The organism is Janthinobacterium sp. RA13 (assembly GCF_000745325.1).
In the GTDB taxonomy this organism is placed as follows: domain Bacteria; phylum Pseudomonadota; class Gammaproteobacteria; order Burkholderiales; family Burkholderiaceae_D; genus Janthinobacterium; species Janthinobacterium rivuli.
Map to the genome: position 1 here is coordinate 3,292,934 of NZ_JQNP01000001.1, position 25,051 is coordinate 3,317,984.

Genomic DNA, 25,051 nt, shown 5'->3' on the forward strand with positions numbered 1-25,051 from the left:
AGAATGCGGGTACGCTGGCACCCGCGCAGGACGCGCAGGTGCCGTTGCTGCAGAAAGACAGGGAGGTCCCTGACAGCCGCGCCGGGTGGCGCGGCCAGCGCGATTACTTCGCGCTTTCCTTGTTGATGGCCGAGATCAGGTCCTTGCCGATGCGCCCTTCCATGGCCTTCTGCACGGGCGCCAGCGCCTTGCGCCATTCGGCCTGTTCCTGCACCGTCAGGGTATAGATCTGCGTCTTGCCCGCTTTCTTGATGGCGTCGAGGGCCTGGTCGTTGTCGCGCTGGGCGATGGCTTTTTCAAACGTCGTCGCCTCGCGCATGGCTTTTTCCAGCTGGCCGCGTATATCGGGCGGCAAGCCATCCCAGAACTTCTTGTTGACGATGACGGCATAGCCCAGGTAGCCGTGGTTCGACACGGTCACGTGTTTTTGCACTTCATGCATCTTTTGCGTGTACATATTCGATGGCGGATTTTCCGTGCCGTCGACCACGCCCGTCTGCAGCGCCTGATACACTTCCGAGAAGGCCAGCACTTGCGGATTGGCGCCCAGCGCGCGCATTTGCGCGTCGAGTACCTTCGACGACTGGATGCGCATTTTCAGGCCCTTGAAGTCGGCCGGCATGTGCAGCGGCTTGTTGGCCGACATCACCTTGAAGCCGTTGTCCCAGTAGGCCAGGCCCGTGATACCCTTGGGTTCCAGTTTTTTCAGCAGGCTCTTGCCGATTTCGCCTTCGGTGACGTTGTACAGCGCCGTCTTGGTGGGGAAAATGTAGGGCAGGTCGAAGGCTTCGAATTCCTTCACGCCCAGCGGGCCGAACTTGGCCAGCGACGGCGCCAGCATCTGCACGGCGCCCAGCTGCAGGGCTTCGAGTTCTTCCTTGTCCTTGTACAGCTGGCTGTTCGGGTACAGTTCGACCTTGACCTTGCCATTCGTGGCTTTCTCGGCCAGCTGCTTGAAGCGTTCGGCGGCCTGGCCTTTCGGCGTGTCGGTGGCCACGACGTGGCTGAACTTGATGACGATGGGGGCTTGCGCGTAAGCGTGCACGCCGGCGGTGGCACCAATGGCCGCGCACAGCGCGACGAACATGGTTTTCATCTGCATTTTTGTCTCCTGAGTGGTTTTTGAAAAAACTTTATTATTTGTCTACTTGGATATTGTGCCAAAGAAACTGCTTCGGCTATTGTGGTTAACCACAATAGCCGGCTCCCGATAAGCCGCTACCCTGCCAGCCATGCCGACTCCCCCCACCCTTGCACGCCGCTTCAAGCTATCGAGCCCGATGCGCTGGCTGCTGCCCGTCATCCTGCTGCTGCTGTTCCTGTCCATCCTGTTCTGGCTGCCCTGGCAGGCGCGCCAGATGGAGAGCAACGAACGCCAGGAGCAGCTGATCGCCGACACCCTGTGGGTGGAGCAGACCATCCGCTTCCAGCTGGCGCGCAACGAGGAAAGCCTGTTCAACCTGGGCGTGGACATCGCCAGCGCCTCGCTGGGCGCGGAAAAAGTGCACGAACGGCTGCAGCAGATGTTGCGCAATGGCCGCGAATTGCAGCGCGTGCTGTGGCTCGACACCAGCGGCAAGGTGCTGGTCACCAGCGACAACAGCCTGCCGCACGCCCTGTCGTTTTCGCCGGCCTCGCTGACGGCGGCCGACAATGCGCGCCGTTTGCACCGGGGCCAGTACGCCCAGCCTTCGCAGCAGACGGGCTTTCCCGACGCGCCGCCCGGCGCCATGCTGATGGATTACCATCAGCCCCTGTTCGACGGCCAGCGCTACGTGGGCAGCCTGGTGGCCACCTACCAGATCAGCAGCCTGCTCGATGAAATGGTGCCGTGGTGGTTCGCCCAGGATAACCAGATTTCGCTGATCGACCGCGACGACAAGGTGCTGGCGCGGCGCGCCGCCGCCGGTCCCGGCCACGGCGTGTACACGCACAAGCGCGCGCTCGACGTGCCCGGCGCCAGCATCACCCTGTTTACCGACAGCGTGAAAAGCCAGCCGAAATTGCTGCCCAATTTGCTGGTCGGCTCCGTCATCGCCCTGTCGCTGGGCTTGCTGTGGAGCTTGCTGGCCTTGTGGCGCCACATTTCGCGCCGCCTGGTGGCCGAAGGCGCGCTGCGCCAGCAGATGCTGTTTCGCACGGCGATGGAAAATTCGCTGGTGACGGGCATGCGCGCGCGCGACCTGGAAGGAAGAGTCACCTACGTCAATCCCGCGTTTTGCCAGATCGTCGGCTATCCGCCCGAGGAAATCCTGGGACGCCTGCCGCCCATGCCTTACTGGGTGCCCGAGGCGCTGGAAGAATACCAGCAGCGCTTCGTCAAGGCGCTGGCGGGCAATCCCACGCCGCAGTTCGAAACCTATTTCCAGCGTCCCGATGGCACGCGCGTGGCCGTGCTGATCTTCGAGGCGCCCTTGGTGGACAAGAACGGCCAGCAGACGGGCTGGATGGGTTCCGTGCTCGATATTTCGGACCGCAAGCGGGTCGAGGAACTGAATCGCCAGCAGCAGGAAAAGCTGCAAACGAGCTCGCGCCTGGCCACCATGGGCGAGCTGGCGTCGATGCTGGCGCACGAATTGAACCAGCCGCTGGCGGCCATTTCCAGCTATACGACGGGCGCCTTGAATTTGATCCGCCGCGCCATCGACAGCGGTGCACCCGTCGAGCCGAATACATTGAAGCCGGCGCTGGAACAGGCCAGCGCGCAGGCGCAGCGGGCCGGCCAGATCATCCGCAGCGTGCACGATTTCGTGCGCAAGAGCGAGCCGCAGCGCCAGGATATCGCCATCCGCACCCTGATCGACGGCATCCGTGCGTTGATCGACCTGCAGGCGCGCAAATACTATGTCACCATCCAGGAAGAGCTGCCGCCGGACCTGCCGCTGCTGCGCGCCGATCCCGTGATGATCGAGCAAGTGCTGCTGAACCTGACGCGCAACGCCATCGAGGCCATGCAGGACGCGGCGCAGGGACGGCGTATCATGCGCCTGCGGGCCAGCCACGACGCGCAGCAGGACATGGTGACGGTCGACGTGATCGACCATGGCCATGGCATTCCCCAGGACGTGGCCGAGCGGCTGTTTTCGCCGTTTTTCTCGACCAAGTCCGAAGGCATGGGCATGGGCCTGAACATCTGCCGCACCGCCATCGAATTTCACGGCGGCGCGCTGACCTTCGGCGCCAACCCCGCTGGCGGTACCATCTTTACATTCAGTGTGCCGGCCGCGCCGCGCGCCACACCAAGCAATAACGCATAACGCATAACGACAAGCCGGAGACTCCATGCTACACATTATCGACGACGAAGAAGTCGTACGCGACTCCCTGTCCTGGCTGGCCGCCTCGCGCAGCATCGAATCGCGCAACTACGCCAGCGCCCAGCAATTTCTCGATAGCCTCGATGGCAGCTTCGATGCCGCCGGCGACTGCGTGCTGCTCGACGTGCGCATGCCCGACATGAACGGCATCGCCATGTTCGACCAGCTGGTCAAGCGCGACCTGACGGCGCGCCTGCCCGTGATTTTCCTCACCGGCCACGGCGACGTGCCGATGGCCGTCGACAGCCTGAAACGGGGCGCCTTTGATTTCTTTGAAAAGCCGTTCAACGACAACGACCTGATGGACCGCGTGCAGCAGGGCCTGGCCAACTCGCGCCAGGCGGGCGAACTGGCCGCCGTGCACGCGCGCCTGGCCACCCTGTCGACGCGCGAACGCGAAGTGCTGGACCTGATTTTGGCGGGCAAGATGAACAAGGTGGTGGCCGACAAGCTGGGCATCAGCATGCGCACCGTGGAAGTCCACCGAGCGCATATCTTCGACAAGATGCAGGTCAAGACGGCGGTGGAGCTGGCGGGGTTGTTAAAATAATGACCGTCATGTTGGATTACGCGGCGCTGGCGCGCCACTAATCCAACCTACATTCCACTGTAGGTCGGCTTAGCGCGCAGCGCGTAAGCCGACACCACCACCATCACTCATCGTGATGCTCATGATGCTCGGCCGCCCCATGCTTCCAGTAACTGGCCACATGCAGATGCTGCTTCGGCACACCGGCGTCAATAAAGTGCCCGCGCAAGCCCTGCACCTGCGCATGCTCGCACGCCACCCACACATAGCCGTCGCCCTCAGATGGCAGCGCGACCTTCGCCAATTCTTCCAGTAACAAGGGGCCGCTGCGGCCATTGCGCGCCACCCAGCGCACGTCCAGCTGCGCCGCGCACTCGAGCGCGATCCGTTCGCCGTCTTCGACGACCTCGATCACGGCAATCGCCCGCGCCGTGGCCGGCAGTTGCTCCAGGCGGCGGGTGATGGCCGGCAAGGCCGTCTGGTCTCCCACCAGCACATACCAGTCGAAATCGAGCGGCACCAGCATCGAGCCGCGCGGGCCGCCCACGCCCAGGGTCTGGCCAGGCTGCGCTTGCGCCGCCCAGCTGGCCGCGGGGCCGTCGCCATGCAGCACGAAGTCGATTTCCAGCTCGCGCCGCGCGGCGTCGTAACGGCGCGGCGTGTAGTTGCGGGCGATGGGGCGCGCGCCTTCCGCGTACTGGATGGGATTCGGTCCATTGCCCAGCACGGGAAACACGGGGGTGGTCTGCCCCGGGGCGGGGAAGAACAGTTTCACATGGTCGTCGTGCGCCGGCGAGACAAAGCCGTCCAGGTCGTCGCCAGCCAGGGTGATGCGGCGCATGTGCGGCGTGATCTGCTCGGTGCGCACGACGGTGAGCACGCGCAGTGTCAAGTCATGCCGCACACGCTCGATGGCGTGCGGGCGTGGCGTTGCAGGTGAGGCGTTAGTCATTGCTTGTCCTTGTAAAGTGGGCTCAGTGGCCGTCGACGATGGCGTTCGCCGCCTGTTCCAGCACGGCGGAGACGCGCTCGGCTTCCGCCTCGCTCCAGCTGGTCTTGTTCAGCAACAGTGCATGCTTGAGCGTGTGCATGGCCTGGCGCACGCGCTCGGGCAAGGCGTTGCGCGCCTGGACGCGGGCAAACATGTCGAGCCGGGCCAGGATGCCATCGACCTGGGCGCGGTTCTCGTCCAGATACGCGCGCCCCAGGTCCGTGATCGTGTAGAGCTTCTTGCCGCTGGCGCTTTCGGAGGACGTCACATGGTCCTGCTCTTCCAGCAAGGTCAGGGTCGGATACACGGCGCCCGGGCTGGGGGCGTACGCGCCGCCGCAACGCTCTTCGATGGCCTTGATGATTTCATAGCCGTGGCGGGGGCTGATTTCGATCAGCGCCAGCACGATCAGCGGCAGGTCGCCGCGGCCGAAGACGCGCTCGGCCCGCTCGCCACGCCCTCGTCCACCTGGGCCACCGGGGCCGCCATGGCCCATGCCATCACCGCGCTCGTCGAAGCCGCGCGGGCCGCGGCCATGCATGGAGTATTCGTGGCGATGCTCGCCATGGTGGTGGTGATGCTGGCCGCAATGGCCGTGATGATGATGGCCGCCGTGGCCGTGTTCTGCGTGGTGTGAGTTTCTCATGTTTTCTCTTTAAAGATATATCGTTAGTAGGTATCGTCATTTTATAACGATATATCGATAAGTCAAGGAGAAATTTGTTATGCTCGTCTTTTCACCATCCACACGCCGATGCCATGCCTGACAAATCCGCCCTTGAGAAAATGTATGTGAAAAATGCCAGCTCCCTGGCCGTGCTCAATGACGGCGGCGAGCATGGGGAATTGCTGGCGCAGTTGCCGGCGGAGCGGCTGGTGCGGGAAGGTGACAATGCCGACTGGATCTTGCTGTTCGCGCGCAGCCGCGCGGAGCTGGCGCAATTCCTGCCGGTGGCGCAGGCGCGGCTGGCACCCGGCGGCGCCGTCTGGGTGGCGTACCGCAAGGGTGGAATCAAAGCGGGCAGCGACATCCACCGCGACGATATCCGCCTGTATGCGCAGGAATCAGGACTCGACAGCGTGGCGATGGTCGCCATCGATAACGAATGGTCGGCGCTGCGGCTGAAGCAAGCTTAAACGCAGGTCAAGCGACGCCGTGCAAGGCCAGCGCCCACTCGACGTGTTCGCGCACGATGGCCGACGGGTGCTCGCGTCGCGACAGCAGGGCCGCGACGATGTCGGCCTGGCCCTTGGCCTTGGTGGCGGCATTACCCATGCCGACGGCCAGGTTGCGCAGCCAGCGTTCGTGGCCGATGCGGCGAATGGCGCTGCCTTCCATGCGGCGATTGAATTCCTCTTCCGTCCAGGCGAACAGCTCCACCATGCCGGCGCTGCCCAGGCTGTGGCGCTCGTCGAAGTCGGGCACGACGGCGCGCTGGGCGAACTTGTTCCACGGGCAGACAGTCTGGCAATCGTCGCAGCCATACACCTTGTTGCCGATCAGGGGGCGCATCTCGACGGGAATGGCGCCCTTCAATTCGATCGTCAAGTAAGAGATGCAGCGGCGCGCGTCAAGCTTGTACGGCCCCAGGATGGCTTGCGTCGGACACACCGTGATGCACGCCGAGCACTGGCCGCAGCGCGGGGTCTCCGGCGGGTCGACGGGCAGCGGCACGTCGATGAGGATCTCGCCAAGGAAAAAGAAGGAGCCGCCCTGGCGGTTGATCAGCAAGGTGTGCTTGCCGCGCCAGCCCAGGCCCCCCTTTTGCGCCAGCTCGACTTCCATCACGGGCGCCGAATCGCTGAAGACGCGGTAGCCGAAGTCGCCGATCTCGCCCTTGATGCGCTCGGCCAGCTGCTGCAGGCGCGAACGCATCACCTTGTGGTAGTCGCGGCCCCGCGCATACACGGAGATCACGGCCGCCGACGGGTCGGCGTCGCGCGCCGCCTCGTGCTTACGCCAGTCGGGACCCAGCGCCGGCGGCAGATAATTCATGCGCGCGCTGATGGCGCGCACCGTGCCCGGCACCAGTTCGGCCGGGCGCGCACGCTTCATGCCGTGGCTGGCCATGTAATCCATTTCGCCGTGATACCCTGCATCGAGCCAGGCTTGCAGGGGCGCTTCCATATGCGACAGGTCCACGTCGGCGATGCGCACCTCGGCAAAACCCAGCTCGCGCCCCCATTCTTTGATGGTGCGCGCCAGGACGGCGAGATCGGTGATGGTGGCGGACATAGGGGACTTTACGGAAAACGGCAGGCGCGCGGGCGGTTACAATGACAGCAGCCTCCATTTTATGCGATACCGAAGATCATGACCGAACACTTCAAAGCCCACCTCCACGACGAAGCCGGCACCGCCGCGCTGGGCGCCGCGCTGGCGCGCGCGCTGGCGCCGGGCCTGGCGATCTACCTGCACGGCGACCTCGGTGCCGGCAAGACGGCCCTCACGCGCGCCTTGTTGCACGCGGCCGGCCATGCTGGCCACGTGAAAAGCCCCACTTATACGCTGTCCGAACCGTACACTGTGCAACTCGATGGCCAGCGCGTCAACGTCATCCACTTCGACCTGTACCGCATGGGCAGCGCCGAGGAATTCCTCGACGCGGGCTTTCGCGAAGACTTCGACGGCCGCAATATCTGCATCGTCGAATGGCCGGAGAAAGCCGAACCGGTGCTGCCGCCGGCCGACCTGAATATTTATTTGAACGTTGCGGGTACAGGACGTGATGTAGAATTGCAAGCGTCTTCTGAATTGGGTCTGTCATGCCTTCACCGTCTCAAATTCGCCCCGAACCTTTGATCTCCTCGCCCATCACCCGGCGCACGGTACTCAAGGCCGGCGGCACCCTGCTGTTGTCCGTGTTCGCGCCCATGTCGGCGATGGCGGCGCAAATTCTCGCCGTGCGCGTCTGGCCGGCCGAGGACTACACCCGCGTCACACTGGAAAACGACAGCATCCTCAAGGCGACCCACTTCATCGTCAAGGACCCGGAACGCCTGGTGGTCGACATCGAAGGCCTGGAACTCAATCCCACCCTGAAGGGCCTGGTGGCGAAGATCCAGTCGAACGACCCGTACATCAAGCAGGTGCGCGTGGGCCAGAACCGGCCCAACGTCGTGCGCCTGGTGTTCGACCTGAAAGAAGAAGTCACGCCGCAGCTGTTTACCCTGCCGCCGGCCGGCTCCTACAACCACCGTTTGATCTTCGACCTGTATCCCGTGCGCGAACCGGACCTGATCGCACAGATGATCGAAAAAGGCGACTGGTCGAGCGACCCGGCCAAGCCGCCCATGGCCGACACGCATACGCCGCCGCCCGCGCTGCCCCTGCCCGAGAGCGGCAAGCCGCCCGTGGCCGCCGTCGCGCCGGTAACGCCCATCGTACCGCCCGTGCCCGACGTACGTCCGGAACAGCGCCCCGAAGCGCGTCCGCTGCCGGGCCAGAAAGTGGTGCGCATGATTACCATCGCGCTCGATCCCGGCCACGGCGGCGAAGATCCGGGCGCCATGGGCAGCCGGGGCAGCCGCGAAAAAGACGTGGTGCTGGCCATCGCCAAGCGCCTCAAGACCAAGCTGGAAATGCAGCCGAACATGCGCGTCATGCTCACGCGCGACGCCGATTTCTTCGTCCCCCTGGGCATGCGCGTGGAAAAGGCGCGCAAGGTGCAGGCCGACCTGTTCGTCTCGATCCACGCCGACGCCTTCATCCAGCCGACGGCGCGCGGTTCGTCCGTGTTCGTGCTGTCCGAAAAGGGCGCCACCTCGACGGCCGCGCGCTGGCTGGCCAACAAGGAAAACCAGGCCGACCTGATCGGCGGCGTGAACGTCAAAAACCACGACAAGCAGCTGGCCAGCGTGCTGCTCGATTTATCGACGACGGCGCAGATCAATGACAGCATGAAGCTGGGCAAGGCCGTGCTGCGCGAAATCGGCGGCATCAACCGCCTGCACAAGGGTTCCGTCGAGCAGGCCGGCTTCGCCGTGCTCAAAGCGCCGGACATCCCTTCCATCCTGATCGAGACGGCGTTCATCTCGAATCCGGAAGAAGAAGCCAAGCTGACCGACAACGGCTACCAGGACCAGATGGCCGACGCCATCGTCACGGGCATCAAGAATTATTTTGCCAAGAATCCGCCGCTGGCGAAAAGCCGCCTGACCTGACATGAAAGCCTAGCATGAGCGAGAGTATCTTTGGCCAGCTGCCGGCCGTGACCATCCGTGCGGCCGACGGCGCGCAAGCGACCGTCACCTTGTACGGCGGCCACCTGGTCTCGTGGCAGACCAGCGATGGCCAGGAGCGCCTGTTCTGCAGCCGCGCATCAAGCCTCGACGGCAGCCGCGCCATCCGCGGCGGCGTACCCGTGATCTTTCCCCAGTTCGGCGCGCGCGGCACCGGCATGCGCCACGGCTTTGCGCGCGTGGCGACGTGGCAGCAGGAATCGAGCGGCGAGGCCAATGGCGCCGCATGGGCGCAATTTATCCTGACCCAGGCCGACTTGCCGGCAGCGATCTCCGCCAGCTGGGCTTACGCGTTCACCTTGCGCCTGCGCGTGGCCGTCACGGCCCAATCGCTGGAGCTGCACCTGTCCGTGCACAACACGGGCGAACAGGCGTTTCCATTCTCGGCCGCCCTGCATACGTATTTTGCGATTGATGATTTGAGCGAAGCGCGCATTGGCGGCTTGCAGCGCGTGCGCTACTCGGACGAGACGCCGCAAGACGCCTTGCAGGCGGAAGAAGTGCTGCAGTTCGCCGACAAGCTGGACCGCATCTACTACCAGCTGCCGGGCGCCTTGAGCCTGCAGTCTGGCAGCCATACGCTGCGCCTGGAGCAGCAGGGCTTTACGGACGCCGTCGTGTGGAACCCGGGCGCGCAAGACGCGGCCGCCCTGCCCGACCTGGCCGACGACGAGCAGCCGCGCTTCATTTGCATCGAGCCGGCCCTGATCCAGCCCGACCTGCTGGCCGCCGGCGCCGAATGGATCGGCCGCCAGCGCCTCGCATTCGTTTAATTGGACTCTTTGATGATGCGGCCATTCGTCGGCTGAATCGGGCGCGCATTCAAGGGATACAAACGGCTGAACAGCGCCATCTGCGCCGGCGACGCCTGCACCGGCTGCTTCATCACCATCCACAGCACGCCTTCGCTGCAAGGCGGCTCCGTCATCGATCCCATGTACGTGTAGTAATCGCGCCGCGTGGGCAGCATCTCGGCCGGGTCGAGCAGGATGGTCGGCTGCATGGTCTCGAATTTTTCCAGCGGCAGGTTGTTCCACACGGTCTGGATGGTCGCTTGCGGCGCACCGCGTTCCAGCAGCAGCGCCAGTACGGCTTGCCGGCCTTCCGCGTCGCGGTGCACCAGGTGCACCACCATCTCGAACGCCTTGCCATTGATGCGCTCTTCGGACGGACGGTGGAAATGGAATTGCTGCAGCTCGAACATGCGGTTCTGCACCGTGATGTAATTGCCGCCGCTCACGCCCACCTGCACCGTATGGCCATTGTCGACCACATTGAATGACGACGGGTGGTAGTCAAAGCTGATCTGCTCGAGTTCCACCTTCATGCCGTCGCGGATATCGATCGGCGACTGGCGGCTGCCATTGCCGCACTTGCCCCAGTCGACGTTGATCTTGCTCCAGTGGGCCGGGCCGCTGTCGCCCTCGTACGACCAGTGCGTGCCACGCGGCACGGGCGGCGGTGGCGGCGGCGCGGCCTTCACCACGGCCGCGCGCTTGGCGCGGGCGGCGGCGCGGGCCGCCTGGGTGGCGCGCATTTCCGCCAGGCGCGCGGCAATGCGTTCGGACAGGTCGACTTCGGCCGCTTCTTCCTTTTCGCGCGCCGTGGGCGCGACGACGACAGGCGCCTTGGCCTCCTTGCCCTTCACCGATTCGGTCAGGGTTTTCATGGCGGCCGCGCGCGCCGACGCCGACATGGGCGCGGATGCGGTGGCGCTCGCCGGGACGGGGGCATCTTTGGCGCTTGCCATGGCCGCCATCGCGGCAAGGCTGCAAGCTAACAGGGCGCTCAAATGTCGCATGGAAATCCAGAAAGTGAGAATACCCTCTGGTTTACGGCTGGAAAGCAACAAAACTTGAATCAAGGCGGGAGTAAAACAGAAACAAGACAGGGAAAAACGGGATCCGGGGCCGGCTGCGGACTGTGCCGCAACGCGCTTGCCCCGCATCCATGCGGCCTTACGCCGACTTGCCGACCATGCGCTTGTAGAGCTTCCACATGCCGCCCAGCACCACCGGCACGACGGCGGCGCCGACGCCGATCAGCACGATCAGGGTCAGGTGGTCGCGGATCCACGGGATATTGCCGAAGAAGTAGCCCGCCGTCACCAGACCGACCACCCACAACAGGGCGCCCGTGATGTTGTACATCTGGAAGCGCGTATGCGTCATGTCGGAAATGCCGGCCACGAACGGGGCGAAGGTGCGCACCACCGGCACGAAACGGGCCAGGATGATGGTCTTGCCGCCGTGCTTTTCAAAGAACTCATGCGTGCGGCGCATGGCATCCTTGTTGATCCAGCGGTAATCGTGGGTAAACACCCTTTGCCCGATGGCCTCGCCTATCCAGTAATTGAGCGTGTTGCCCGTGACGGCCGCCGTGACGAGCAGGAAGATCAGCAAGCCCAGGTGCATCTGTCCCGTCGCGCAAAACGCGCCGGCGATAAACAGCAAGGTATCCCCAGGGAAGAAAAACAGCACCACGAGGCCTGTCTCGCAAAAAATAATGGCGAACAGCACCGCATACACGAGGGTGCCGTACTGCTCGATCAAGAGACCCAGCGTCTTGTCGACATGCACGATCATGTCGAGGAATTGCACAAAATCCATATATTTTTCCCTAAAGGTAGCGGCGGAATCATACACCACCCGACCGGCGCAACGGCAGTCCCCGGGCCGATATTTCTGGATTAATTATGCGGCGCCCTTGGCGGCGTGGCAATTTAAGTAAAGGTTAAGGAATCGCCTTATCGGCAGACAACTGTCAGCATTGCTGTCTGCAATGTTTTTCCAACGAAATATTGGCATTCCGGTATACACTTTCTGCACGGCGCAACCCGCGCCGACCAGGAGAAAACATGTATCGACACCCACTGAGCGGCCTGACCATGGCCACCGTACTGGGCCTTGCACAGCTGACTGCCCACGCGGCACCTGTGCAGATCAAGGCGCCCGCCGAACTGCCCGCCAAGGCGACCTTGGCCGACGTGATCAAGGCTTCGAAACCGTCCGACTGGCGTGCGCTGGACCCGAACAACACCCTGTACCTGGACATTCCCGCTGGCCGCGTGGTGATCGAGCTGGCGCCGGACTTCGCGCCGAAACACGTGGCCAACATCAAGGCCCTGGTAGCCGAACAGTATTACGACGGCCTGGCCATCACGCGCGCGCAGGACAACTGGGTGGCGCAGTGGGGCGATCCGAACGAGAAAAATCCCAAGCCGATCCAGCATGCGCAGCGCACCCTGCCCGGCGAATTCACGGTGCCGCTGAAAAATATCAAGAGCTTCACGCGCCTGCCGGACGTGGACGGCTACGCACCGCAAGTGGGCCATTCGAACGGTTTCCCGTCCGCGCGCGATCCGAAAACCGGCACGGCCTGGCTCACGCATTGCTACGCCACCGTGGGCGTGGGCCGCGACAGCGCCAGCGACAGCGGCGGCGGCACGGAACTGTACGCCGTCATCGGCCAGTCGCCGCGCCACCTGGACCGCGACATCACGGTCGTCGGCAGAGTCGTCTCCGGCATACCATTGCTGTCCACGCTGCCACGCGGCACGGGCCCCATGGGTTTTTATGACAGCCCCGAGAAAAACGTGCCGATCAAGTCCATCCGCCTGGCCGCCAGCGTGCCGGCGGAGCAGCGCGCGAACCTGGAAGTGATGCGCACCGACAGCGCCGCCTACCAGGCCGTGCTGGAAGCCCAGCGCCACCGCGGCGGCCCGTGGAGCAAGGTCACGGCCGGCCATATTGACCTGTGCAATGCGCCGATACCGGTGCGGGAGGTGGGGAAATAGGCCAACTTTTAGCCCAAGAGCAAGGGCTGGGGTCAGACCCGACGGGTCTGACCCCGGTATAATTGGCGCATGAACGCTCCCATCACGCCCCACCGCCCGATCCAGGCCCTGCCTGACCAGTTGATTTCGCAAATCGCCGCCGGCGAGGTGGTCGAGCGGCCATCGGCCGTCGTCAAGGAATTGCTGGAAAACGCGCTCGACTCGGGCGCCACGCAGATCACCGTGCGGCTGGAAGAAGGGGGCGTGAAACGCATCGCGATTACCGATAACGGCCGCGGCATCGACAAGGACCAGCTGCCGCTGGCCCTGGCGCGCCACGCCACCTCGAAAATAGCGTCCCTGCACGACCTGGAAAACGTGGGCACCCTGGGCTTTCGCGGCGAGGCGCTGGCCTCGATCGCTTCGGTGTCCGCCGTCACCGTGACCTCGCGCACGGCGGACGCGGCGCATGCGTGGGAAATCGTCGGCTCGCACAATGGCAGCGTCTCGCCATCGTCGGGCGCGCACGGCACCACGGTCGACGTGCAAGACCTGTATTTCAACACGCCCGCGCGGCGCAAATTCCTCAAATCGGAACAGACGGAATACGGCCATTGCGCCGAAGTCGTGCGCCGCATCGCGCTGGCGCGGCCGGACGTATCGTTCTCGCTGTCGCACAACGGCCGCACCATCGACCAGTGGAATATCAGCGAACTGGCCAAGCGCAGCGCCCACATCCTCGGCAACGACTTTGCCGAAGCGCGCCTGGCGCTGGACGAATCGGCCGGCACCTTGCGCATCCACGGCTTTGCCGGCTTGCCGACGGCATCGAAGGCGCGCGCCGACGGCCAGTTCTTTTATGTCAACGGGCGCTTCGTGCGCGACAAGCTGCTGGTACACGCCGTGCGCATGGCCTACCAGGACGTGCTGCATGGCGACCGTTTCCCGTCGTACGTGCTGGCGCTCGACCTCGACCCGGCCCTGGTCGACGTCAACGTGCATCCGTCGAAGATCGAAGTACGCTTCCGCGACAGCCGCTCCGTGCACCAATTCGTCTTCCACGCGGTGCAGCGCGCGCTGGCGCAGACGTCGGCCACGGCCTTTGGCAGCGTGCCGGCACCTTTGCCGGCCGCGTCCACCCTGGGCGGCGATACCGCGGGCGCCGGTTTGGGAGGCCCCGGCATCTGGCGCCGCGAGCAGACGCAAACGTCGTTCGGCACGCAATTCACGAACACCTTCGCGCCCGCCTCGCCCGGCGCGAACCATCCCTTCTTTGCCGACGCGCCAGGCGTGGCCCAGGACACGGCGGCGTATGGCGCCCTGTTTGGCGGCGCCGCTGCATCCTCGCCGATCACGCAGGTGGAACCGTACATCGCCTCGCCCGAAGCGATGGCGCGCGAAGAATATCCGCTGGGCTTTGCCCTGGCCCAGCTGCACGGCATCTACATCCTGGCGCAAAATACCAAGGGCCTGGTGCTGGTCGACATGCACGCGGCGCACGAGCGCATCCTGTACGAACAGCTGAAAAACGCGCTGCAGGCGCAGGTCTCGGGCCAGGACATGCAGGTGCAGTCGCTCTTGATCCCCGTGACGTTCTACGCGGACGCCATTGAAGTGTCGACGGCGAATGAAAACCAGGACACCTTGAAAGCGCTGGGTTTTGATATCGCCGCCCTGTCGCCCACGACGCTGGCCGTGCGCTCCGTGCCGACCCTGCTGAAAAACGCGGACGCGCAAACCCTGGCGCGCGACGTGCTGCGCGACGTGCGCGAATACGGCGGCTCGCGCGTCCTGATCGAGCGCCAGAACGAATTGCTGGGCACCCTCGCCTGCCACACGGCCGTGCGCGCGAACCGGATTTTATCGGTGCAGGAAATGAACGCCCTGCTGCGCCAGATGGAGAGCACGGAACGCGCCGACCAGTGCAACCATGGCCGGCCCACGTGGGTGCAGGTCGAGATCAACGCGCTCGATAAATTATTCCTGCGCGGCCAATAAAATTCCGGGGTCAGACCCGCCGGGTCTGACCCCAGCCTTTGCCTTGGGGTCCCCATCGCAAGCACATCAAAAAAGCACCATGACAAACACCCCACACCTCCCCCTGGCCGTCGCCATCATGGGCCCCACGGCCAGCGGCAAGACGGCCAGTGCGCTGGCCATCGCGCAAGCCATCCCGTCCGAGATCATTTCCGTCGATTCCGCCCTCGTCTACCGGGGCATGGATATCGGCACGGCCAAGCCGTCGAAGGAAGAGCTGGCCCAGGTACCGCATCATCTGATCGACATCATCGACCCGCTGGACGCGTATTCCGTGGCGCAGTTCCGCAACGACACCCTGCGCCTGGTGAGCGAAATCTCGGCGCGCGGCAAGCTGCCGCTGCTGGTCGGCGGCACCATGCTGTACTTCAAAGGCCTGGCCGATGGCCTCGACGACTTGCCCGGCGCCGATCCCGTGCTGCGCGCCCAGCTGGAAGAAGACGCGGCCGCCATCGGCTGGCCCGCCATGCATGCGCGCCTGGCCGAGCAGGATCCCGTCACGGCCGCGCGCCTGGCGCCACAGGATGCGCAGCGTATCGGCCGCGCGCTGGAAATCATCGCCCTGTCCGGCCAGCCCATGTCGGCCCTGCTGGCGCGGCGCGAAAAGACCGTGCTGCCGTTCCAGCTCCAATCGTTCGCGCTGGAGCCGTCAAACCGCGCCGTGCTGCACGCGCGCATCGCCACGCGCTTCGACATCATGCTGAAAAACGACGCCCTGCTCGATGAAGTGGATGGGTTGCGCCGGCGCGGCGACCTGCACCCGGGTTTGCCCTCGATGCGCTGCGTCGGTTACCGCCAGGCCTGGGAATACCTCGATGGCCGCATCGACCGCGCCGCCCTGCGCGAGACGGGCATCATCGCCACGCGCCAGTTGGCCAAACGTCAGTTGACATGGTTACGCTCCATGCCGGAACGCATCGTCATCGATTGCCTGGGCCCTGATCCGGCCTCGTCCATGCTGGCGCAGATCCAGCCGTTGATGAAATAATCATGAACGCTACAGCACACAAAAAATCCACAGATTTTTCATGGCCGGCATTGACAAGGAAATGGGAAGACTGGATAATGCTCGGCTGTTGGGTGATATAGCTCAGTTGGTTAGAGCACAGCATTCATAATGCTGGGGTCGGTGGTTCAAGTCCACCTATCACCACCAAAGAACATCGATCAGGTTTTTTTACTGGTCAAAACCAGCATCCGGTCTGTTTGGTGATATAGCTCAGTTGGTTAGAGCACAGCATTCATAATGCTGGGGTCGGTGGTTCAAGTCCACCTATCACCACCAAGAATTAGCAGCATGAAAAACCCGCCCCTGCCCTGCGCAGCGGCGGGTTTTTTCATTTTCAGCGCCGCCGTACATGCGGCCTGCGCGCAACACCTGCCCCATCCCCACGCATTGGGGATTGTGGCAACCCGCCTCTGCCGCTTACAATGAGAATAATTCTCATTTATATTATTCATCGCCCATGTCCGCCATCCAGTCCAGCCTGCAACAGCAAGTGCAGTCGCTCTACAGCGAGCATCACGGCTGGCTGGTCGGCTGGCTGCGCAAAAAACTCAGCTGTCCGCATGGCGCGGCCGACGTGGCACAAGATACTTTTTTACGCATCATCGCCTCGCGCGACGCGCTGTTCGGCATGCGCGAGCCGCGTGCCTACCTGTCGACGACGGCGAAGCGCTTGCTGCTCGACCGCGCGCGCCGGCAAGTACTCGAGCGCAGCTATCTGGCGGAACTGGCCCTGCTGGCCGACAGCCTGCCAGGCGCGCCCTCACCCGACGAGATCCTGATGGCCGTGCAGGCGCTCGGGCAGATCGCCACGGCACTGGACGGTTTGCCGGCCAAGGCACGCGACGCCTTTCTGTTGCACTACCTGGAAGAGCAATCGCAGGCCGCCGTCGCCGCGCAGCTGAACGTCTCCACACGCATGGTGCAAAAATACCTGGTGCAAGCCTTGCTGGCCTGCCGCCACGCCTGCCCGGCCATGGCGGCATGAGCGGCACGCGCACGGATATCGCGGCCGAGCAGGCCGCGCGCTGGATCGTGCAGCTCAGCGCTGACGATCCGGCCGAACGCGACACGGCGCGGGCCGGCTTTGCCGCGTGGAAGGCAGCCGACCCGCTGCACGCGACGGTCGCCGCCGGCATGGAAAACCTGCTGCTTCAACTGAGCGCCGTGCGCGAGCCGGCCGGCGGCGACCATCGCCCCGCGCGCGCCGCCCTGGCCGCCATCGCACCCAAGCGCCGGCGTCTGCGCCAGCTGGCCGCGGCCAGCGCCGTGGCCGTACTCGCGCTGACCGGTACGCTGGCCCTCAGCGAGCGCCCCGCCTACCTGCTGGCCGACCTGCGCAGCCCCACGGGACAATGGCAGACGCACACCCTGGCCGACGGCAGCCAGATCACGCTGGCCGGCAACAGCGCCGTCAACGTGCGTTTCAATGGGAGCGAGCGGCATGTGGAACTGGTGCGCGGCGACATCCTTGTCGACGTGGCCAAGGATGCACATCGCCCCTTCATCGTCGACAGCAAGCAGGCGGCGATCCGCGCGCTGGGCACGCGGTTCACGGTGCGCAGGGAAGGCGGCGCCACCATCCTCAGCATGCTGGAGTCGAAGGTCTCGGCGCAGGTGCCGCAACATCCGGCCGTCGTGGTGCAGGCGGGCCAGCGCACGCGCATCACGGACGATGGCGTCGGGCCACTGACAAGCATCGATGCGGCCAGCGTGCAGGATGCCTGGCGCGCGCGCCGGCTGGTGGTCGACGACTTGCCGCTGGCCCAGGTGCTCGACGAGCTGGCGCGCCACCGCCCCGGCCAGCTGCATTACGACCGTGCGCAGATCGCCGGTATCCGCGTGGCCGCCGTGCTGCCGCTGGACGATACGGACAAGGCGCTGCAACTGCTCATCGACAATTTCCCCCAGCTGCGCATCCGCATGCTGACGCGCTACCTGGTGATGGTGGACGCGCCAGACACTGGCACCGCAAAAAAATAAATGTTTTTTTGCGTTCGCGGTTCCACTTTGCGCATCTCGTGCGTCAAGGCAGCTGAGATCAATCAAAAAAGGCTGTCACCATGTACGCTCAAGTCGTTCCCGTTTCGTCCCCGAATCCCTTGCGCACGCGTTTGCGTCCGCTGGCCCTGGCGGCCATGCTGCTCGCTGGCGCCGGCCTGCACGCCCAGGCAGTTGCGCAAACGGCACCTGCCACCGCCAGCTACAGCATTCCCGCCGGACCGCTGGCCGGCGCCCTGAACCGCTATGCGCAGCAGGCGGGCGTGTCCATCGTCATCGATGCATCCAAGGTCCAAGGCTTGACCAGCGCCGGCCTGCAAGGCAGCTACGCCATCGATGACGGTTTCGCCATGCTGCTGCGCGGCAGCGGCTATGCGATCGGCAAGACGTCCACCGGCTATGTGCTGGTGGCCGCGCCTGCGGTCGCCGCTCCCACGGCGGCGGCCAGTAGCGCTTCGGCGGCCGAACGCACCATGCCCTCGATTACCATCGTCGGCCAGGCCGAGCAAGGCGCCACCACGGAAGGCAGCGGCTCCTACACGGCGCGCAAGCTCACCATCGGCAAGGGCGAGCAAGCGATGAAGGATATCCCCCAATCGGTCAGCGTGCTGACGCGCCAGCGCCTGGACGACCAAGGGATCACGGATTTGAGTGTAGCCGTCAACAACGTCACCGGCGTGGTGGGCGTGCATGGCGTGGGGCCGGGCGTGGTCATCACGGCGCGCGGCTTCCAGATCGATCAATGGCAGTACGATGGCGTGCCGATCGACCGCAACACCTATGCACTGGGTAACTGGGGCCAGGAAAACATGGTCATCTACGACCGACTGGAAGTGCTGCGCGGCGCCTCGGGCATGCTGGTCGGCACGGGTAGCCCCGGCGGCTCCGTCAACCTGGTGCGCAAGCGCCCGCTGGCCATGCGCGCGATCACCGTGACGGGACGCGCCGGTTCCTGGGACCACTACGCTGCCCAGGTCGACGTCAGCTCGCCCCTGAATGCGGAAGGCACCCTGCGCGGGCGCGCCATCGTCGATGAAGACGACACCCATTCCTTCATCGACCAGGTGTGGAGCAAGAACCGCACCCTGTACGCGGCGCTCGACTACGACCTGGCGCCCGCCACCACCGTGGGCCTGGCCGTCAGCCATGTCAAGGCCCATGGCCGTCCCACCTTCATCGGCCTGCCCCGCTATGCGGATGGCAGCCCGCTGCCACTGCCACGCTCCACCTTCACGGGTGCCGACTGGAACCGCAGCCAGGTGGAACAGAGCACCGTCTATCTGGACCTGGAACATCACTTCAATACGCAATGGAGCCTGAAGGCCTCGGCGCTGGGCATGAATGAAAGCACCAGCTCCACGCACCAGCGCGTCGCCTTTGAAATCAATCCCGACGGCAGCGGCGCGCGCTATGGCGACTTTTCCACGGATTTCGATAACCGCAAGCGCGGCATCGACGCCTTCGTGCGCGGCAAATTCGACGGCCTGGGCATCGCGCAGGAAGTCGTCGTCGGCGCCAGCTATGTCAGCCTCACGTCGAACGACCGCTATGCGCGCGCGTGGGAAACGGGCGCGGATATCTTCAACATCAACCACCATCGCCCGTGGCAGGATTTCGACACCATCGCAGCACGCCCGGCGGGCGTGACCAGCTACAGCACCTACGACATGCGCCAGAAAGGCCTGTACGCCAACTGGAACGGCCAGCTGACGAGCAACCTGAAAGCCCTGTTGGGCGGACGTTTCAGCTGGTACGACTTCCTGTATGCGACGCCGGACGGCTACCGCGATGCCACCCGTACCACGGCCAAGTTCACACCTTCGGTGGGCCTGATCTATGCACTGACGCCGCAATGGTCGGCCTACGCCAGCTATGCGGACGTGTTCCAGCCGCAGACCAACCACGATGTGGCAGGCCGCACCCTCAAGCCGATCACGGGCAGCAGCTACGAGGGCGGCATCAAGGGTGAACTGCTGGACGGCAAGGTCAACACCTCGCTGGCCGTATTCCGCTACGACCACAAGGACCGGGCCGTCACCGACTACGCCGCCGGTTTCGCCTGCGACGGCTGGTACTGCTCGCGCGCCTCGGGCAAGGTGCGCAGCCAGGGCCTGGAAGCGGAAGTGTCGGGCGAAGTGGCGCGCGGCCTGCAGCTGTCGGCGGGTTACGCCTACACGACGACGACCTACCTCGACGATCCGGACAACAAGGGCGAGGTCTTCTCCACGTGGACGCCGAAGCACATGCTGCGCCTTTGGTCCAGCTATACCCTGCCCGGTGATTGGGACAAATTCAGCGTGGGCGCCGGCACCAGCCTGCAAAGCCATACGGTCGATACCGAGCGCACCTTCAAGGTGGCCGGTTTCTCGATCTGGAATGCGCGCCTGGGCTGGCAAGCCACGCCGCAAGTGGCCCTGTCGCTCAACGTCAACAATGTGTTCGACAAGCGCTACATCATCCCGTCCTATAACACCACCGGGTCGAACAACTACTACGGCGACCCGCGCAACGTGCAGTTCACCGTGAAGTACACGCCGAAGTGGTAGGCTGACACCTTGCTGTGACGGCGCAGGCGGACACGGTATTCAGCCGTGTCCGCTTTTTTTTCCGCTTTTTTTCGTTCAGTGCTAGGCTGGCGTCCGAGAATGAATCACAACGAAAAAACCATGTCCCAACCGCTTCCCCTGTCCAGCATTGCGCTGACCCTTGCCCTGTACGCCAGCCCCGCCCTGGCCGTCGACGGCCATTACCAGACCAAGACCCCATATTCACCGCAGCAGGACCCGGCCACGTATGCCGCGCCGCCGGCCAGCTTCCAGCCGATCTACACGCAACTGGTGGCGCGCCACGGTGCGCGCGGACTGACGCGCATGAAGGGCGACGCGGCCCTGTATGCGATGTGGCAGCAGGCGGCCGCGCAGGATGCCCTGACGCCGCTGGGCCGTGAACTGGGTCCAGACATCCTGGCCCTGATGCGGGCGAACGCCTTGCTCGGTTATGGCGTGGTCGGCATCGAATCACCCGGCTACGGCAATCTGTCGCAGACGGGCATCGAGGAACACCGGCAGCTGGCCGCGCGCCTGCTGGCGCGCCTGCCCGCCCTGTTCGCGCAAGTGGGGCAAGACGCCGCCACGGCGCCGCGCCAGCTCGTCACCATCCATTCCGGCGTGGACCGCGCGCGCGACAGCGCCCGCTTCTTCACGCAGTCGCTGCTCGAACACGCGCCCGCGGTACAGCCGATATTACAAGCGGATGGCGTCAACCGCTTCCTGCTGTACGCGCACAAGCTGGCGCCGCAGACGGACCGGGTCACCGATCCGGGCCATCCTTATTACGCCACCTACCATGCCAGCCAGGCGTACCAGCGCTATATCCGCACCAAGGGTCTGCACGCACTGATGGACTCGCCCGCCCGGCTGCCGGCGGCCGCCGCGCACGCGCGCCACGTGCTCGAACGGCTGTTTGCGCCCGCCTTCCTCGACCAGCTTGAGCGCGGCGGCGCCAGCTATGCCGACACGGGCAACTACACCTTCACCAGCGACGACGGCAAACTCACGCGCACCATGACGGGCAGCGGCAAGACCGTCATCCGCAGCCTGAATGCGGCCGCCACGCAGCTGTATGCGCTATACGCGATCGCCGCCGGCATGCGCCATGAAGCGCCGGCCGATTTCAGCCGCTACATGCCCGCCGAGGATGCGCGCTACTACGCCGCTGTCGCCGACCACGAGGATTTCTACGAAAAGGGACCGGCCACCACGGAAAGCGCCGGCGTGACCTGGCGCTTCGCGCTGGCCTTGCGCGACGATTTTTTCAAGGAAGTCGATGCGCTGGCCAAAGGAGATTTGCGCCACGCGGCCAAGCTGCGCTTCACGCACGCCGAGATGATCATCCCGCTGGCATCGGCCATGGGCTTGCAGCAGCCGCTGCCGGCTTCGGACAGTTACAGTTATGACGCGAATCCCTGGCGCGGCCAGACCGTCGCGCCGCTGGCGGCCAACATGCAGTGGGACGTGTACCGCAATGGCGACGGTCAGCTGATCGTGCGCCTGCTGTACAACGAAAAGGAAACGCCGTTCCAGCCATCGTGCGACAGTGCCCGCATCGCGCCGGGCAGCGTCTTCTATGATTACGCGGGACTGAAAGCCTGCTACGGCCACGTGGCGGCGAAATAAAAAAGCCGCCAGCTGGGCAGCTGGCGGCTTTCGACCATCGAGCAGAAAGCAGTTACTGCCAGGCTTCCTTGCCCTCGCGTGGCTTGCCCACCATCAGCAAGGCGCCCAGGGTCAGCACGGCGGCCAACGACAAATAGTAGCCCACGTATTGCAAGCCGTAATTCGTCGCCAGCCAGGTGGCGATGTACGGCGCCAGCGAGGCGCCGAGAATGCCGGCCAGGTTGAACGTCAGCGAAGCGCCCGTGTAGCGCACTTCCGGCGGGAACAGCTCGGACAACATCGTGCCCAGCGGTCCGTAGGTCATGCCCATCAGGCCCAGGCCAACGGCCATGAAGACCGTCACTTCCCACGTCACGCCGGAGCCGAACATGGGCGCGAGCACCAGGCCGAAGATGGCGATGGCAACGGAAACCCAGATCAGGGTGGCGCGGCGGCCGCGGCGGTCGGCCAGCACGGCCGAGAATGGAATCGTCAGCGCGAAGAACAGCACGGCGAACAGCTGCACGATGAGGAATTCCTTGCGCGTGAAGCCCAGCTTGGTCGTGCCCCAGCTCAAGGCAAACACCGTCATCAGGTAGAACAGCACGAAGGTGGCCAGGGCGATGATGGTGCCCAGGAACAGCATGCGGCCATGCTGGCGGAACACGGTGGCGACGGGCAGTTTGACGACTTCGTTCTTGTCGATGACTTTCTGGAAGTCCGGCGTTTCCGTGATCTTCAGACGCACGTACAGGCCGACGATGACCAGCAGCGCGCTGGCCAGGAACGGGATGCGCCAGCCATAGCTGAAGAACTGTTCATCGGTCATGGTTTCGCTCAGCAGGAGGAAGATGCCGCCCGACAGGAAGAAGCCGATCGGCGCGCCCAGCTGCGGGAACATTCCGTACCAGGCGCGTTTGCCCGGTGGCGCGTTTTCCGTTGCCAGCAGCACCGCGCCGCCCCACTCGCCACCCAGGCCCAGGCCCTGGCCGAAACGGCACAGCGCCAGCAGCAGCGGCGCCAGGGTGCCGATGGCGGCATATGTCGGCAGCAAGCCGATGATGACGGTCGAGATACCCATGGTCAGCAAGGCTGCCACGAGAGTCGCCTTGCGGCCGATGCGGTCGCCGAAGTGGCCGAATACGGCCGAGCCGATAGGGCGGGCGAAGAAGGCGATGGCGAACGTGGCCAGCGACTGCAACACGGCGGCCGACGGGTCGCCGGCGGGGAAGAACAGTTTCGGGAACACCAGCACGGCGGCGGTGGCGTAGATATAAAAGTCAAAGAACTCGATGGTGGTGCCGATCAGGCTGGCGAACAGCACCGTGCCGGGGGAATTTTTCTTGGGGGGGGTGCTCCGGGGCTTACTCATTTACTGCGCTCCTTGGGGAGGGTGTCTAAAGGCCATTCTCTGGATGTTTTTTCAGGCAGCAGCACAGCACGGTGTCTAGGCGCGCGGTTCACATATCATAGCTGTGCGCGGGCGTAATTGCTGCAAATTTGCTATTAAATTCGCAAACAAATTCCACGCCGCAACACGCCGTTGTTAACGGCAGGCAACGGTGTACCAACACGCGCTATCGCGCCGTGATCAGTGCTGATTTAGAGAAACAACGGTCGTGCGCCATCCGGTTACCCGGGGCACGGCAGGAAAGGCGTCAGGGGATGGGCGACGTGTATCAGGCCCGGCGTATCGCCAGGCATTCCGTACCAGACCCGCGCGTCGGCATCGCGGCATCGGTCATTTGTGGTGAATCCTTGCCTGCGGCCCCTCCGGGTGGAGCGGGCCGGCGATGATCGCGCCTGCATCACTCAGGATGCGGTTGATCTTGCTGTAAGCGGCTTATGATACGCGCAGTGGTGCGGTGCGGCAAGAAATGATGCAAGCCAATTACGCCTCGATCAGGGCAAACGCCTTGCCGATCTCCGCACTGTCGAGCGGGCGCACGAGGCGCGCCACTTCCTGACCATCTTTCAAAAAAACCAGGGTCGGCCACAGTTTCACCTTGAACGAACGCCCCAGGGCGCGGCCGGGGCCGTCTTCGACGCGCAGGTGCGGCACGCCGGGATGCTGCGCAAAGGCGGCGGCCAGCGGCGCCTGGGTGGCGCGGCAATGGCCGCACCAGCCCGTGCCAAATTCCAGCAGGGCAGGGCCCGTCAAGGCGTCGATCTCGGCGCGCGTGGGCTGTGCTACGGAATATGTGTCGCTCATCATGTCAGTCTCCTAAACAGCTTAGACCACTTTCACGCGCAAGGTGCCCAGGCCATCGATGGCACCCACCAGCTCGTCGCCGCGCTGCACGGCCGCCACGCCGGCCGGCGTGCCCGTGTAGATCAGGTCGCCCGGCTGCAAAGTGAAATAGGTCGACAGGTCGGCGATGGTTTCAGCCACGCTCCAGATCAGCATGTCGATGGTGCTGCCCTGGCGCAGCTCGCCGTTCACGTGCAGGGTGATGGCAGCATGGCTGACGTCGCCCGCCTGCGCGGCCGGGGTGATGGGACCGATGGGCGCCGAGTGCTCGAAGGCCTTGCCCGTGTCCCATGGACGGCCCAGTTTTTTCGCCGCGCCCTGCACGTCGCGACGCGTCATGTCCAGGCCGATCGCATAACCCCAGACGTGGCTCAACGCATCGGCCACGCCGATGTCGCTGCCGCCCTTGCCGATGGCCACCACCAGCTCCATCTCGTGCTGGAAATCCTGCGTCTGCGCCGGATACGGCAGTTCGCCCGTCGTGCCGGCAGGCACGGGCAGCACGGCGTCGTTTGGTTTCATGAAGAAAAACGGCGCCTCGCGGCCCGTGTGGCCCATTTCCTTGGCATGGTCGACATAGTTGCGCCCCACGCAATAGATGCGATGAACGGGAAAGCTGTCGGCGCTGCCGGTGACGGGAACGCTGGGCTGGATCGGTGCGGCAATGACATACGACATGGAAACTCCTGATCGGCACGATAAAAAGACGGTGATGAAAAAGGGACACCGCAGTGTCCCTCATTTTACG

At 64.4% G+C, this 25,051-nt stretch carries 22 protein-coding genes and 2 tRNA genes; 15 read left to right on the forward strand and 9 right to left on the reverse strand.

What is annotated here, in order from left to right:
• Positions 1–103: 103 nt before the first annotated feature.
• Complete coding sequence (locus tag FG13_RS14590) at positions 104–1,096, reverse strand: TRAP transporter substrate-binding protein (protein WP_402721258.1); 993 nt, start codon at positions 1,094–1,096, stop codon at positions 104–106.
• Positions 1,097–1,232: 136 nt separating this feature from the next.
• Between FG13_RS14590 and FG13_RS14595 the strand changes: the two genes are divergently transcribed.
• Positions 1,233–3,257: a sensor histidine kinase gene (locus tag FG13_RS14595; protein ID WP_035821981.1), complete on the forward strand. Its 2,025-nt coding sequence runs from the start codon at positions 1,233–1,235 to the stop codon at positions 3,255–3,257.
• 25 nt (positions 3,258–3,282) lie between these two features.
• Positions 3,283–3,867, forward strand: a complete 585-nt coding sequence (locus FG13_RS14600; RefSeq protein ID WP_035821983.1) for a response regulator transcription factor — start codon at positions 3,283–3,285, stop codon at positions 3,865–3,867.
• 103 nt (positions 3,868–3,970) lie between these two features.
• On the opposite strand, the gene FG13_RS14605 is transcribed toward FG13_RS14600, so the two are convergent.
• Both FG13_RS14605 and FG13_RS14610 read right to left on the reverse strand, forming a co-directional pair.
• Complete coding sequence (locus tag FG13_RS14605) at positions 3,971–4,798, reverse strand: siderophore-interacting protein (RefSeq protein ID WP_051959072.1); 828 nt, start codon at positions 4,796–4,798, stop codon at positions 3,971–3,973.
• A gap of 22 nt (positions 4,799–4,820) precedes the next feature.
• Complete coding sequence (locus FG13_RS14610) at positions 4,821–5,378, reverse strand: PadR family transcriptional regulator (protein WP_235211736.1); 558 nt, start codon at positions 5,376–5,378, stop codon at positions 4,821–4,823.
• A 218-nt stretch (positions 5,379–5,596) separates the two neighbouring features.
• Between FG13_RS14610 and FG13_RS14615 the strand changes: the two genes are divergently transcribed.
• Complete coding sequence (locus tag FG13_RS14615; RefSeq protein ID WP_035821987.1) at positions 5,597–5,974, forward strand: DUF3052 family protein; 378 nt, start codon at positions 5,597–5,599, stop codon at positions 5,972–5,974.
• Positions 5,975–5,981: 7 nt separating this feature from the next.
• Here the strand turns inward: FG13_RS14615 and queG are convergent, their stop codons facing one another.
• Entirely contained in the window at positions 5,982–7,073 is a 1,092-nt protein-coding gene (gene queG / locus FG13_RS14620) for a tRNA epoxyqueuosine(34) reductase QueG (RefSeq protein WP_035821988.1), read from the reverse strand.
• A gap of 78 nt (positions 7,074–7,151) precedes the next feature.
• Here queG and tsaE point away from each other — a divergent pair, with 78 nt between their 5' ends.
• From tsaE to FG13_RS14635, 3 genes are read left to right on the forward strand one after another with little or no spacing between them, the layout of a single operon-like run.
• Positions 7,152–7,640: a tRNA (adenosine(37)-N6)-threonylcarbamoyltransferase complex ATPase subunit type 1 TsaE gene (gene tsaE, locus FG13_RS14625; RefSeq protein ID WP_034746843.1), complete on the forward strand. Its 489-nt coding sequence runs from the start codon at positions 7,152–7,154 to the stop codon at positions 7,638–7,640.
• A complete protein-coding gene (locus tag FG13_RS14630; RefSeq protein WP_035821991.1) occupies positions 7,604–9,001 on the forward strand; it encodes an N-acetylmuramoyl-L-alanine amidase in 1,398 nt (465 codons plus the stop codon). The genes tsaE and FG13_RS14630 overlap by 37 nt, the downstream gene beginning before the upstream one ends.
• A 14-nt stretch (positions 9,002–9,015) precedes the next feature.
• Positions 9,016–9,852 (forward strand): D-hexose-6-phosphate mutarotase, encoded by an 837-nt coding sequence (locus FG13_RS14635; protein WP_035821994.1) that lies wholly within the window; start codon positions 9,016–9,018, stop codon positions 9,850–9,852.
• Here the strand turns inward: FG13_RS14635 and FG13_RS14640 are convergent.
• Positions 9,849–10,829 carry a carbonic anhydrase gene (locus FG13_RS14640; protein WP_235211737.1) on the reverse strand — a complete coding sequence of 327 codons (981 nt, stop codon included), beginning with the start codon at positions 10,827–10,829 and terminating at the stop codon, positions 9,849–9,851. The two genes, FG13_RS14635 and FG13_RS14640, sit on opposite strands and share 4 nt — an antisense overlap.
• A 208-nt stretch (positions 10,830–11,037) precedes the next feature.
• Positions 11,038–11,688: a VTT domain-containing protein gene (locus FG13_RS14645; protein ID WP_035822000.1), complete on the reverse strand. Its 651-nt coding sequence runs from the start codon at positions 11,686–11,688 to the stop codon at positions 11,038–11,040.
• Positions 11,689–11,936: 248 nt separating this feature from the next.
• Between FG13_RS14645 and FG13_RS14650 the strand changes: the two genes are divergently transcribed.
• The 9 genes from FG13_RS14650 (at position 11,937) to FG13_RS14690 (ending at position 22,073) form a co-directional block, all read left to right on the forward strand.
• Complete coding sequence (locus FG13_RS14650) at positions 11,937–12,875, forward strand: peptidylprolyl isomerase (RefSeq protein ID WP_035822002.1); 939 nt, start codon at positions 11,937–11,939, stop codon at positions 12,873–12,875.
• Between the two features lie 69 nt (positions 12,876–12,944).
• Positions 12,945–14,852, forward strand: a complete 1,908-nt coding sequence (mutL, locus tag FG13_RS14655) for a DNA mismatch repair endonuclease MutL (protein ID WP_035822003.1) — start codon at positions 12,945–12,947, stop codon at positions 14,850–14,852.
• 79 nt (positions 14,853–14,931) lie between these two features.
• A complete protein-coding gene (gene miaA / locus FG13_RS14660; RefSeq protein ID WP_035822005.1) occupies positions 14,932–15,879 on the forward strand; it encodes a tRNA (adenosine(37)-N6)-dimethylallyltransferase MiaA in 948 nt (315 codons plus the stop codon).
• Positions 15,880–15,970: 91 nt separating this feature from the next.
• A tRNA-Met gene (locus FG13_RS14665) sits at positions 15,971–16,047 on the forward strand.
• Between the two features lie 52 nt (positions 16,048–16,099).
• Positions 16,100–16,176 (forward strand) — tRNA-Met (locus tag FG13_RS14670).
• A 181-nt stretch (positions 16,177–16,357) separates the two neighbouring features.
• Positions 16,358–16,885: a sigma-70 family RNA polymerase sigma factor gene (locus FG13_RS14675; RefSeq protein ID WP_035822007.1), complete on the forward strand. Its 528-nt coding sequence runs from the start codon at positions 16,358–16,360 to the stop codon at positions 16,883–16,885.
• Entirely contained in the window at positions 16,882–17,880 is a 999-nt protein-coding gene (locus tag FG13_RS14680; protein WP_035822009.1) for a FecR family protein, read from the forward strand. Before FG13_RS14675 ends, FG13_RS14680 begins: the two co-directional genes overlap by 4 nt.
• A gap of 80 nt (positions 17,881–17,960) precedes the next feature.
• The gene (locus tag FG13_RS14685) at positions 17,961–20,444 is read left to right on the forward strand and encodes a TonB-dependent siderophore receptor (RefSeq protein WP_051959078.1); all 2,484 of its coding nucleotides are present in this window, start codon (positions 17,961–17,963) and stop codon (positions 20,442–20,444) included.
• Positions 20,445–20,564: 120 nt separating this feature from the next.
• Complete coding sequence (locus tag FG13_RS14690) at positions 20,565–22,073, forward strand: histidine-type phosphatase (RefSeq protein WP_035828170.1); 1,509 nt, start codon at positions 20,565–20,567, stop codon at positions 22,071–22,073.
• Positions 22,074–22,125: 52 nt separating this feature from the next.
• On the opposite strand, the gene FG13_RS14695 is transcribed toward FG13_RS14690, so the two are convergent.
• From FG13_RS14695 to FG13_RS14705, 3 genes are all read right to left on the reverse strand, one after another.
• Positions 22,126–23,424 (reverse strand): MFS transporter, encoded by a 1,299-nt coding sequence (locus FG13_RS14695; RefSeq protein ID WP_035822011.1) that lies wholly within the window; start codon positions 23,422–23,424, stop codon positions 22,126–22,128.
• Positions 23,425–23,943: 519 nt separating this feature from the next.
• Positions 23,944–24,267 carry a thioredoxin family protein gene (locus FG13_RS14700; protein WP_152598773.1) on the reverse strand — a complete coding sequence of 108 codons (324 nt, stop codon included), beginning with the start codon at positions 24,265–24,267 and terminating at the stop codon, positions 23,944–23,946.
• 18 nt (positions 24,268–24,285) lie between these two features.
• On the reverse strand, positions 24,286–24,981 hold the full coding sequence (locus FG13_RS14705) for a fumarylacetoacetate hydrolase family protein (RefSeq protein ID WP_035822012.1): 696 nt from the start codon (positions 24,979–24,981) through the stop codon (positions 24,286–24,288).
• Between the last annotated feature and the right edge of the window lie 70 nt (positions 24,982–25,051).

Coding starts and splice junctions, on each gene's coding strand:
- FG13_RS14590 (WP_402721258.1), bottom strand. CDS start 1,096: ATGAAAACCATGTTCGTCGCGCTGTGCGCGGCCATTGGTGCCACCGCC.
- FG13_RS14595 (WP_035821981.1), top strand. CDS start 1,233: ATGCCGACTCCCCCCACCCTTGCACGCCGCTTCAAGCTATCGAGCCCG.
- FG13_RS14600 (WP_035821983.1), top strand. CDS start 3,283: ATGCTACACATTATCGACGACGAAGAAGTCGTACGCGACTCCCTGTCC.
- FG13_RS14605 (WP_051959072.1), bottom strand. CDS start 4,798: ATGACTAACGCCTCACCTGCAACGCCACGCCCGCACGCCATCGAGCGT.
- FG13_RS14610 (WP_235211736.1), bottom strand. CDS start 5,378: ATGCATGGCCGCGGCCCGCGCGGCTTCGACGAGCGCGGTGATGGCATG.
- FG13_RS14615 (WP_035821987.1), top strand. CDS start 5,597: ATGCCTGACAAATCCGCCCTTGAGAAAATGTATGTGAAAAATGCCAGC.
- queG (WP_035821988.1), bottom strand. CDS start 7,073: ATGTCCGCCACCATCACCGATCTCGCCGTCCTGGCGCGCACCATCAAA.
- tsaE (WP_034746843.1), top strand. CDS start 7,152: ATGACCGAACACTTCAAAGCCCACCTCCACGACGAAGCCGGCACCGCC.
- FG13_RS14630 (WP_035821991.1), top strand. CDS start 7,604: ATGCCTTCACCGTCTCAAATTCGCCCCGAACCTTTGATCTCCTCGCCC.
- FG13_RS14635 (WP_035821994.1), top strand. CDS start 9,016: ATGAGCGAGAGTATCTTTGGCCAGCTGCCGGCCGTGACCATCCGTGCG.
- FG13_RS14640 (WP_235211737.1), bottom strand. CDS start 10,829: ATGGCAAGCGCCAAAGATGCCCCCGTCCCGGCGAGCGCCACCGCATCC.
- FG13_RS14645 (WP_035822000.1), bottom strand. CDS start 11,688: ATGGATTTTGTGCAATTCCTCGACATGATCGTGCATGTCGACAAGACG.
- FG13_RS14650 (WP_035822002.1), top strand. CDS start 11,937: ATGTATCGACACCCACTGAGCGGCCTGACCATGGCCACCGTACTGGGC.
- mutL (WP_035822003.1), top strand. CDS start 12,945: ATGAACGCTCCCATCACGCCCCACCGCCCGATCCAGGCCCTGCCTGAC.
- miaA (WP_035822005.1), top strand. CDS start 14,932: ATGACAAACACCCCACACCTCCCCCTGGCCGTCGCCATCATGGGCCCC.
- FG13_RS14675 (WP_035822007.1), top strand. CDS start 16,358: ATGTCCGCCATCCAGTCCAGCCTGCAACAGCAAGTGCAGTCGCTCTAC.
- FG13_RS14680 (WP_035822009.1), top strand. CDS start 16,882: ATGAGCGGCACGCGCACGGATATCGCGGCCGAGCAGGCCGCGCGCTGG.
- FG13_RS14685 (WP_051959078.1), top strand. CDS start 17,961: ATGTACGCTCAAGTCGTTCCCGTTTCGTCCCCGAATCCCTTGCGCACG.
- FG13_RS14690 (WP_035828170.1), top strand. CDS start 20,565: ATGTCCCAACCGCTTCCCCTGTCCAGCATTGCGCTGACCCTTGCCCTG.
- FG13_RS14695 (WP_035822011.1), bottom strand. CDS start 23,424: ATGAGTAAGCCCCGGAGCACCCCCCCCAAGAAAAATTCCCCCGGCACG.
- FG13_RS14700 (WP_152598773.1), bottom strand. CDS start 24,267: ATGATGAGCGACACATATTCCGTAGCACAGCCCACGCGCGCCGAGATC.
- FG13_RS14705 (WP_035822012.1), bottom strand. CDS start 24,981: ATGTCGTATGTCATTGCCGCACCGATCCAGCCCAGCGTTCCCGTCACC.